Origin of the sequence: Pectobacterium sp. IFB5596 (genome assembly GCF_021432585.1) — a bacterium.
Classification (GTDB): Bacteria; Pseudomonadota; Gammaproteobacteria; order Enterobacterales; family Enterobacteriaceae; genus Pectobacterium; species Pectobacterium punjabense.
The window spans coordinates 521,971-531,863 of sequence record NZ_LXFY01000001.1; the positions used below are offsets into that span (position 1 = coordinate 521,971).

The 9,893-nt window shown below is 52.2% G+C and carries 10 protein-coding genes; 8 read left to right on the top strand and 2 right to left on the bottom strand.

What is annotated here, in order from left to right; translation table 11 throughout:
- The first annotated feature begins 93 nt into the window (after positions 1 to 93).
- The 5 genes from chaA to A6301_RS02530 all read left to right on the top strand — a co-directional run bounded on the left by chaA (position 94) and on the right by A6301_RS02530 (position 5,308).
- The gene (chaA, locus tag A6301_RS02510; protein ID WP_205542623.1) at positions 94 to 1,194 is read left to right on the top strand and encodes a sodium-potassium/proton antiporter ChaA; all 1,101 of its coding nucleotides are present in this window, start codon (positions 94 to 96) and stop codon (positions 1,192 to 1,194) included.
- 163 nt (positions 1,195 to 1,357) lie between these two features.
- On the top strand, positions 1,358 to 3,061 hold the full coding sequence (dauA, locus tag A6301_RS02515) for a C4-dicarboxylic acid transporter DauA (RefSeq protein WP_234257033.1): 1,704 nt from the start codon (positions 1,358 to 1,360) through the stop codon (positions 3,059 to 3,061).
- Between the two features lie 178 nt (positions 3,062 to 3,239).
- Positions 3,240 to 3,962, top strand: coding sequence for a dihydromonapterin reductase (gene folM, locus A6301_RS02520; RefSeq protein WP_234257034.1), 723 nt, complete (start codon positions 3,240 to 3,242; stop codon positions 3,960 to 3,962).
- 30 nt (positions 3,963 to 3,992) lie between these two features.
- Positions 3,993 to 4,508 (top strand): sigma-70 family RNA polymerase sigma factor, encoded by a 516-nt coding sequence (locus tag A6301_RS02525; RefSeq protein WP_370642167.1) that lies wholly within the window; start codon positions 3,993 to 3,995, stop codon positions 4,506 to 4,508.
- Complete coding sequence (locus A6301_RS02530; protein ID WP_234257036.1) at positions 4,505 to 5,308, top strand: anti-sigma factor; 804 nt, start codon at positions 4,505 to 4,507, stop codon at positions 5,306 to 5,308. Before A6301_RS02525 ends, A6301_RS02530 begins: the two co-directional genes overlap by 4 nt.
- 56 nt (positions 5,309 to 5,364) lie before the next feature.
- On the opposite strand, the gene A6301_RS02535 is transcribed toward A6301_RS02530, so the two are convergent.
- Complete coding sequence (locus A6301_RS02535; protein WP_234257037.1) at positions 5,365 to 5,940, bottom strand: YceI family protein; 576 nt, start codon at positions 5,938 to 5,940, stop codon at positions 5,365 to 5,367.
- 145 nt (positions 5,941 to 6,085) lie between these two features.
- Positions 6,086 to 7,285, bottom strand: a complete 1,200-nt coding sequence (locus A6301_RS02540) for an immunity 26/phosphotriesterase HocA family protein (RefSeq protein ID WP_234257038.1) — start codon at positions 7,283 to 7,285, stop codon at positions 6,086 to 6,088.
- A 208-nt stretch (positions 7,286 to 7,493) separates the two neighbouring features.
- Between A6301_RS02540 and rstA the strand changes: the two genes are divergently transcribed.
- From rstA to asr, 3 genes are all read left to right on the top strand, one after another.
- Positions 7,494 to 8,231 (top strand): two-component system response regulator RstA, encoded by a 738-nt coding sequence (rstA, locus tag A6301_RS02545; RefSeq protein ID WP_107169671.1) that lies wholly within the window; start codon positions 7,494 to 7,496, stop codon positions 8,229 to 8,231.
- Positions 8,228 to 9,529 carry a two-component system sensor histidine kinase RstB gene (gene rstB, locus A6301_RS02550; protein ID WP_234257039.1) on the top strand — a complete coding sequence of 434 codons (1,302 nt, stop codon included), beginning with the start codon at positions 8,228 to 8,230 and terminating at the stop codon, positions 9,527 to 9,529. The genes rstA and rstB overlap by 4 nt, the downstream gene beginning before the upstream one ends.
- Before the next feature lie 178 nt (positions 9,530 to 9,707).
- Positions 9,708 to 9,893: acid resistance repetitive basic protein Asr (gene asr, locus A6301_RS02555; protein WP_234257179.1), on the top strand; the 186-nt coding region annotated here is incomplete at its 3' end.

The window sequence follows — 9,893 nt, forward strand, 5'->3', positions numbered from 1 at the left end:
TGCCCCGAGTCATTCGAGTTGTCAGTGCGCTAGCTTGATGTATGACGGGGATATTTTGCCGCACTATTCCTCTGGATAAGGAGAACACCCACAATGAAGTCTCATGCTGAGGTGGTCAAAACTCGCCATCATGAATACTCACTCATTTTTCCTGTTATTGCGCTGGCCGTGCTCTACATGTGGGGCAGTTCACAAGATTTTGTCGCCATTCTCGGTATTAACGCCCTCGCGCTAGCCGGTATTCTTTTCAGTGCATTTAGCGTAGTACGCCATGCTGATGTGCTCGCTCATCGCCTGGGTGAACCCTACGGTTCACTCATCCTCAGCCTATCCGTCGTGATTCTTGAAGTCAGCCTAATATCGGCGTTGATGGCCACTGGCGACGCGGGCCCGGACCTGATGCGTGATACGCTCTATTCCATTATCGTGATCGTCACTGGCGGCCTGGTGGGCTTTGCCCTCTTGCTCGGTGGCCGTAAATTCGCCACGCAGTATGTCAACCTCAGTGGCATCAAGCAGTATCTGATGGCGATATTCCCGTTGGCGGTGATTGTGCTGGTTTTCCCCAGCGCCTTACCTGACGGTAACTTCAGCGTAGCGCAGTCGCTGATTATTGCCGCCATTTCTGCGGCGATGTACGGTGTTTTTCTGTTAATTCAAACGCGTACGCACCAAAGTCTGTTTGTCTATGAACATGAAGATGAAGGTGACGGCGACGATCCACATCACGGTAAACCGTCCGCGCACAGTTCGCTGTGGCACACCGGTTGGCTTCTGGTTCATCTGATTGCCGTTATTGCCGTGACCAAGACAAACTCAATGCCGCTGGAAACGCTGCTGACCGAAATGAACGCGCCGACGCAGTTTACGGGCTTTCTGGTCGCGCTGTTAATTCTCTCACCTGAAGGGCTGGGAGCTATCCGTGCTGTTCTAAAAAATCAGGTTCAGCGCGCCATGAACCTGTTCTTTGGTTCCGTATTGGCGACGATTTCACTCACCGTCCCGACCGTTACCCTCATCGCGATGATGACAGGCCGCTCGCTAAACTTCGGGCTGGATATGCCACATATCGTCGTGATGCTGTCTGTGTTGGTGCTGTGCCACATTACATTCTCCACTGGGAGAACGAACGTATTGAGCGGCAGTGCGCATTTAGCACTCTTTGCCGCCTATCTGATCACCATCACGCTATAACCTCTCAGCTGACGCGGTTTTCGCCGCGTCAGCCTCGCCAAACTGCACTTCTCTTGATGTATCTCTGGATCTTCTAAGCGCCTCCAGCGTATCGTAAGGCTGTCGTCGACGGACCGGCAGGCCCGCCATGTTGATTTACTTCCTTACTTTGGTTTCTGCTTAGATGAAAACGCACGGAATTAACGGCGTCAGGCCGTTCAGCGCGCTGATTGACGCGTGCTGGCGCGAAAAATATACGCTACAACGTTTTATTCACGACATGATCGCTGGCGTTACCGTCGGCATCATCGCCATCCCGCTGGCGATGGCGCTGGCGATTGCCAGCGGCGTTCCCCCGCAGTACGGGCTGTATACCTCGGCGATTGCCGGGATCGTCATTGCCGTCAGCGGCGGTTCGCGCTATAGCGTATCGGGTCCGACAGCGGCTTTCGTCGTCATTCTCTATCCTGTATCACAGCAGTTTGGGTTATCCGGCTTGCTGGTCGCCACCCTGCTTTCCGGCGTGTTTCTGCTGCTGATGGGGCTCTGCCGCTTCGGCCGACTGATCGAATATATTCCGCTCTCCGTGACGCTGGGGTTTACCTCTGGGATCGCTATCACCATCGGTACGATGCAAATCAAAGATTTCTTCGGCTTGCAGATGGCCGTCGTCCCCGAGCACTACGTCGAAAAAGTGTCGGCACTGGCGCAATCGCTGCCAACCCTGCATCTTGCCGATACGCTGATCGGCGCAACGACGCTGCTGGTTCTCATCGTCTGGCCCAGACTCGGTATTCGCCTACCCGGCCATTTGCCCGCACTGCTGGCAGGCGTCGCGGTGATGGGGATGATGTCGCTACTGGGTGAAAATGTGGCCACCATCGGTTCCCGTTTTAGCTACATGCTGGCGGATGGTTCGCAAGGGCAAGGGATTCCGCCCATTTTGCCTCAGCTTGTTTTACCGTGGGACATCCCGTCGCCCGATGGGAAGACGATGACGCTGGATTGGCAGAGCATTTCCGCTCTGCTGCCTGCGGCATTCTCGATGGCGATGCTGGGCGCGATTGAGTCACTGCTGTGCGCCGTCGTTCTGGATGGCATGACAGGAAAAAAACACAACTCTAATGCCGAGCTGATGGGGCAAGGCTTCGGTAACATCATCGCGCCCTTCTTTGGCGGTATTACCGCGACTGCCGCGATTGCCCGCTCCGCCGCCAACGTACGCGCAGGAGCAAATTCGCCGATCTCCGCCGTGGTTCATGCCCTGTTGGTGCTGTTAGCGTTGCTGATACTTGCGCCGTGGCTGTCTTACCTGCCGCTGGCGGCAATGGCGTCACTGCTGTTGATTGTCGCCTGGAACATGAGCGAAGCGCACAAGGTAGTAGATTTACTGCGCCACGGACCGAAAGACGACATTATCGTGATGCTGCTCTGTATGTCGTTGACCGTATTGTTCGATATGGTGATCGCGATTACCGTCGGCATTGTGCTGGCCTCGTTGCTCTTCATGCGGCGCATCGCGCAAATGACCCGTCTGAGCGAACTGCCGGACACCAAAATACCGGATCATCTGGTGTTGCGTGTCAACGGCCCGCTGTTTTTTGCCGCGGCAGAACGCATCTTCAACGACCTGACCGTACGCAGCGAAGGCTATCAAAACATCATTTTGCAGTGGGATGCGGTACCGGTACTGGATGCTGGCGGGCTCAATGCGTTCCTGCGCTTTAGCGAAACATTGCCCGAAGGTAAACAGCTCATTATTACTGATATTCCCTTCCAGCCGCTAAAAACGCTAGCGCGAGCAAAGGTTCACCCGATTGAAGGGCGACTGAGCTTCTACGGCTCATTGGCGCAGGCCATTGAGGCGACGACGGCACGCTCAGCGTAGCAGAGGCAACGGGAACATGTAGGTTCAGGGGATATTCCATCGTCCCCTTCTCCTCTTTTCGCCCGTGGTTTGCCACACCGTCTCTGCCGGGCACAAAACCATACCCTGCATAGTCGTTAATTCAGGTATATTGTCACGGTTCGCCCCCTTTTAACCCGCGTGTTGAGGAGACTTAATTGTGGCAATGTTTTCTTCTGCCCCCGTGCTAATTACCGGTGGCGCACGGCGTATTGGGCTGGCACTGGCGCGTTCGTTTCTGGCGCAGTCGACCCCGGTCATCATCAGCTATCGCACACCTTACGCTGAACTGGAGACGCTGCGGCAAGACGGCGCGATTTGTCTGGACGCCGATTTTTCCACGACGGAAAACATCTATGCCTTTGCGGAGCAAATCCAATCGCTCACGCCGCAGCTACGCGCCATTATTCACAATGCCAGCAGTTGGGCACCAGAAAAGCCTGACACACCATTGGAGCAGACGCTGAGCGATATGCTGCAAATTCATGTCTATGCCCCCTATTTACTCAACCAATTGCTAGAACCTTGCTTACGCGGGCAAGGCATTGCGGGTGCGGATATTATTCACCTGACAGATTACGTGGTAGAAAAAGGCAGTGAGAAACACATCGCTTATGCTGCCAGCAAAGCGGCGCTGGATAACATGACGCGGTCATTTGCCCGCAAGCTGGCACCGGAAGTAAAAGTAAACGCCATCGCTCCCAGCTTAATCCTGTTTCAGGAACAGGATGACGACGAATATCGCCAGCAGACGCTGGAAAAATCATTGATGAAAATCGCGCCCGGTGAAGAGGAAATAGTCCAATTGGTAGACTATTTGTTCAAGAGCCGTTATGTGACGGGGAAGACACTGGGCGTCGATGGCGGACGGGCGTTGCGCTAAAACGTTGAGTAGTAACGTGAGGATAAAAAAATCACTAACAGTGAAGTTCGCCAGCAGCTTACTGCTCACCTAAAATGCATGTGGCGCTATGGGCTGGTACTGTCACGCAGCCACGAAGTTGCCGAAGAATTAGTCCAGTCTACTTGCGTTCGTGCGCTCGAAAAAAGTACACAATTTACCCCAGGTACCCGTATCGACAGATGGCTGTTCTCCATTCTCTACTCAATATGGATTTCTGAGCTGCGCGCCCGCCGCGTACGCCAGGGGCAAGGGTTTATCGAAAGCGAGGAATTGCTGGCTCCAGATACCCATGAGCGGGATAACGATCGTCTGCATTACCAGAAAATAATGCAACGCGTCAGCGCACTGCCAGAAGCACAGCGCAATACCGTATTTTTAGTTTATGTCGAAGGGTTTACCTATCAGGAGGCGGCGGACACGCTGTCAGTACCGATCGGCACCATAATGAGCAGACTGGCCGCCGCGCGGGGGACGCTGGCTAAACCCGTTGATACCACGCCCTCTGCAAAGGAGAAACAGTCTTGAAACCCATGAGTTTTACTCCTCCTTATAGCGACGAAGCTATTGTTGCCTGGTTAGATGGCGAGATGAATGAGGCTGATGCGCAAAGATTCAAGACATTACTTGAGGGGGACGAACAGCTTGCTGAGCGCACCGCCGAACTGATGAAAAGCCAACTTGATTTTGAAGAAGCCTTCGCCCCGTTACTCGACAAAGCACCTGAGGCGAAGATGCAGGCCAGGCTTGAGGCATTAGTAACGACAGCACCAATCCTTGGTAAACCCTCATCTCATGCAGGAATCAGCCGCCGTTCGCTGATAGCCGCCTCTCTCAGTTTTCTGGTGATTGGCTCAGGGTTAGGCTACTTCGTACGTTCACCCCAGACCGCTCTCAGCGACAGCGAGAAAATTCGCGATCTTGAAGCCCAGTACATGTCTCTGTACAGCGCTAAAACCCTACTCGATGCGGACAGCTCCGCACAGACCTTGCAGCGAGGGCTGTCTCGTACAGCTCAGGACATCGGATTGTCTCTCAATGAGCAACAGCTGACGCTTCACGATGCGGCGTTGAAAATGGTACGCCTGTTGAGCTATGACAATACGTCGATTGCACAGATTACCTGGATGCATACTACATATGGGCCGATGGCACTGTGTATTTCCCCCGATCGCCAGGCAACTGCCACTGCGCTTCATAATGAGCAACGCCATGATATGCAGGTTGTCTGGTGGCGCGATCGCGGCTATCAGTTCGTATTAATTGGCCGTAGCCCTGTTACGCCGCTGACAGAAAGTGCGCTCAGATTACAAGCGTCGCTGGCATAGACAGTGAACAGCCCTCCACGCCCGGACAACTCCGTCTGTGTGTGGAGGGTAAATACTTATACGGTGTGTCCGACTTTCGCCTGAATTTCAATATTAATCGCTACGCGATCGTCCACTACTCCGATAAACCGATCCATATTAAAAGATGAGCGCGAAATAGTGGTGGTGGCATGAAGAAATAGCGAACCATCATGGGATGAGGTTTCCCCATGTTCTTCAAGCGTGGCTTCCAGAATGACCGGGCGTTGAACGTTTTTTACCGACAGTGAACCAAAAACCCGAAAGTGACCATGGCCCTGCGCTACAACCCTGCTACTGGTGAAAGTAATCGCTGGATAGTGTTCAGCATCAAAAAACAGGCTGCTTTTTAACTGATAGGTCAACAGGCTGTTGGAAGCCTGTAGCGTCGTGATTGGAATTTTCACATCAATACGGTCATTTATTTCCTTTTCAGCATCCAGTGTAATGTTGCCCGTCACGCCATCGAGAGAGGCTTGTGACTGGTGTCCAAATGCTTGCCATGAAAGCCCAATGACGGTGTTATCAGTAGCAATGGTGTAGTTAAGCGGCATAGCGCGCAACAGTGGGCTGATGAGCAGCCCGAAGGCCAGTACAGGAACAATGCGAGTCATAACAGGATTCTCCTCAGAATAGACAACGCGTAAACGCTCCAAAGCACGACTTTATTCGGACACGTTTCACTATTTCTGTTTATTCTGAGAAAAAAGCCTAGCGAGCACTGCATTAGCACCCCGCTCAACGAGGTTGCTGATGCGATTACGAACCTTTTTTCTTTCCACGTCCCTTACGCTGGTACGCTTTATGGTTGGCGACATACGCCAGGTAGGCGGCGCGCGTCATCCCGCCGGTATGTTGGGCAAATGCATCGTAGGTTGTCTCTGGCGGAAAACCAAACTCAGCCAAGACCTGCTCCCATACTTCGCGGTGTTTCGGGTTTAACAGCGTTTTATCCCTATCAGGGAACCCTCTCTCGACAAAACAGTCTGCTGACACGCTGCTATAAGCCCCATTGTTTATATAGTTGCGCTCGGCTTTCAACGCGGTGTCCTGACCGGCTTTACTGATCGAACTGGGTCCCCACGACAGGCGATAGTCGTTTTTATGCACACTGATACTTGAGCCATAGCCAACTGGAAACAGGATGTCTTCTTCTGCCAAGATTTTCGAACCTACATATTGGTAATTGCCGCGCAGGAAAGCGTCATCCATAACAATCCAGCATTTCTCGGACAAAGGAGACGCCATAATCTCCGACAGCGCGGGATTACGCTCGGTCGTGCGGAAAAGGTAAGGCCGAACAAACAGCGGCATCGTCATTACATCGTGCCAGATGCTGTGTTCAGCAAACAATTCGTCCTTCTGCATCTGACGCAGGTTGCCAATAACCAGAACATAGCCATCAGTATGTAAATCTATTTCGACGCGAAAGATGTCGCCCGGAATGGTTTTATGCTGCTGATTTTTCATACTCCTCAGCCGTTCCAGTTTATTTTCATAATCAACAGGTAAACGCTCACGATAAGAGTTCAGCCAGTCGACAATCTCCTCTTTACTGGTTAAATCCCGACACTCTGGCAGCGGGAGTCGAATAGAATTTCGATGATTGCTGGCGTTAATATAGCCGTAATTTCCCGAGTTCAGCGTTCTGATACCTGCGGAAAACACAATGCCATCAGCCATTACGCTAGAAACGCTGGTGTAAGTGAGTTTTTTTTCTTTACCCCGCGAGGTTCTCGGCAAAATAACCTCACGTCCACGCGTGTGAATAATAACGTCTTCTTCCTGATAATTTAACGCAGTGGCGGTAATACGCTTGCGGATCGTGTCACCCTCGAAGCAGATAAAATAACCGTCGCGTACCGTTAAAATATCCCATTCAGCCGCTAACGGTTCCAGACCGAAATAAGGGCGTAAGGCTTCCTGCATCCAGCTATTTATCTGATCAATCGGTTTCATCTTTAGCACGGTTCCCAGTGGGATAATCGATAATCATGGCGCAGTCGTTCTCGATAAATTGCGAGAACCGACTAAAAAAACACGCACCGCAGCTTATCTAATTTTGAAAAATAAACAAATACTTAACACCCATTTACGCTTCGCTTCTCGTTTATCTTCGCTCATCAGGCTATGCTATCAACAGAGAGATGGGGATGACGTAGATACCATGCATAAGATTGTTTTTATAGAAGATGATACCGAGGTTGGAAAATTGATCGCTGCCTACCTCGGCAAGCATGACATTGATGTTCAGGTTGAAGCGCGAGGCGATCAGGCACAGGCCTTTATTGAACAGCAGCAGCCCGACCTTGTGCTGCTGGACATTATGCTGCCCGGCAAAGACGGGATGACCATCTGTCGGGAGTTGCGGCCACAGTACAGCGGCCCGATTGTGCTGCTAACGTCGTTGGACAGCGATATGAATCATATTCTGGCACTGGAAATGGGTGCCGATGATTACATTCTGAAAACCACGCCGCCCGCAGTCTTGCTTGCCCGCTTGCGCCTGCATTTGCGGCAATATGCCACTACGCCACAGCCTGTGGCAGAAAATACAACACCCGCGGCGTTGCAGGTACATAAATCACTGCACTTCGGCCTGCTCTGTATCGACCCGGTCAACCGGGAAGTGACATTAGGGCAAGAGCACATCGTGTTATCCACCGCGGATTTCGATCTCCTCTGGCAGTTGGCGACCCATGCTGGCCACATTATGGATCGGGATGCGCTGCTGAAAAATCTGCGCGGCGTGACCTACGATGGCATGGATCGCAGTATTGATGTGGCCATCTCCCGCCTGCGTAAAAAACTGTACGACAACCCGCTGGAGCCGTTTCGTATCAAAACCGTGCGTAACAAAGGTTACCTGTTTGCCCCCAATACCTGGGAGAGCGTGACGCTATGAGAAAACTGTTCGTCCAGTTTTTTCTCTTGCTGTTCGCCTGCTTTGTCGTCATGACACTACTGGTCGGGCTGGTCTATAAAGTCACGGCTGAACGTGCCGGACGCCAGTCCATGGACGACCTGATGAAAAGTTCGCTGTATCTCATTCGTAATGAGCTACGCGCGATCCCCCCCCGCGAGTGGCATAAAACCATCAGCCAGCTTGATTTAAACCTGTCGTTCAAGTTGCACATCGAACCGGTGAGTAAATATGCGCTCAGCCCCAAGAATCGGCAGCGCCTGAATCAGGGGGAAATTATCGCGCTGGATGACGAGTACACGTTTATCCAACGTATCCCACGCAGCCACTACGTTCTCGCCGTCGGCCCTATTCCTTATTTGTTCTTTCTGCACGAAATGCGGCTGCTGGATTTACTGCTGGTGATGCTCATCGGGCTGTCGCTAGCGTTACCGGTTTTCTTATGGATGCGGCCACATTGGCAGGCCATGCTAAAACTGGAAAATGCCGCACAGCGTCTGGGAGATGGTCATCTGGAAGAGCGCATTCACTTTGATAGCACGTCAAGCCTGTTTCGGCTGGGGGTCGCCTTCAACCGAATGGCAGATAACCTGAACCAGCTCATCAACAGTAAAAAGCAGTTGATTGACAATATCGCGCACGAACTGCGCACACCGTTGGTCAGGCTGCGCTATCGGCTGGCGATGAGCGACAACCTGACAGAAGATGAGCAGCAGGCATTAAATCGAGATATTGGTCAACTTGAAGCGCTGATTGACGAACTGCTGACGTATGCCAGGCTCGATCGCCCACAGGTAACGCTGCATCTTACCGATATTGATATTCCTTCATGGTTACAGGCGAAAGTTGACGATTTTCGTCTTATCCATCCTGACAAACAGATTTCGCTGGAAATGCCCCCTTCGGCACATATTGGCGCGCTTGATTTACGTCTGATGGAACGCGTCTTGAATAACCTGATCGGCAATGGGTTACGCTTCTGTCACAGCCAGCTGCGTATCAGCCTGACGTCCGACGCGGCGCATATCGCGTGCCTGCAAGTCGAAGATGATGGCCCCGGCATTGCTCCCGAAAACCGAGAAAGTGTTTTTGAACCGTTTATTCGTCTGGAAGCAGGCATTGAGAACAGCAGCGGCGGATGTGGGCTGGGGTTGGCGATTGTTCATGCTATCGCGCGTGCTTACGAAGGCAATATTACGGTGGATGAAAGCCCGCTCGGCGGTGCACGTTTCCGCTTTTGCTGGCCAGTAAAAACCGCGACAGCCGCCATTCAGCCTTGACGTCAAGACAGCGTTGATCCCGCTGTCTTTCAATGTTTTCTTTGCTTTCCTCAGCCTGTACATTAGGTTACACGCCGAAACCAATCACTCACTGAAGCCGCCCTCTGTTTATCCTATTCTCTCTTCAACGGCCCACATGAGGGTCACGAAACGTGAATGAGACAACGAGGAAATGATGATGAATAAAGTATTAGTTATGATCGCTGGTGCGGCTCTGGGTCTGTCCTCTGTCGCATTTGCCGCAGATACCGTAACCAGCACACCCGCTCAAACATCTGCAACCACGATGACTTCTGCTCCAGCTAAAGCTGTTCACCATAAAAAACAGGTGAAGAAAGCGAAACCAACTGCTGAACAGAAAGCG

Excerpts from the sequence above, each read along its gene's own strand:
- chaA (WP_205542623.1), top strand. The coding sequence starts at position 94 with ATGAAGTCTCATGCTGAGGTGGTCAAAACTCGCCATCATGAATACTCA.
- rstA (WP_107169671.1), top strand. The coding sequence starts at position 7,494 with ATGCATAAGATTGTTTTTATAGAAGATGATACCGAGGTTGGAAAATTG.
- A6301_RS02535 (WP_234257037.1), bottom strand. The coding sequence starts at position 5,940 with ATGACTCGCATTGTTCCTGTACTGGCCTTCGGGCTGCTCATCAGCCCA.
- rstB (WP_234257039.1), top strand. The coding sequence starts at position 8,228 with ATGAGAAAACTGTTCGTCCAGTTTTTTCTCTTGCTGTTCGCCTGCTTT.
- A6301_RS02540 (WP_234257038.1), bottom strand. The coding sequence starts at position 7,285 with ATGAAACCGATTGATCAGATAAATAGCTGGATGCAGGAAGCCTTACGC.
- dauA (WP_234257033.1), top strand. The coding sequence starts at position 1,358 with ATGAAAACGCACGGAATTAACGGCGTCAGGCCGTTCAGCGCGCTGATT.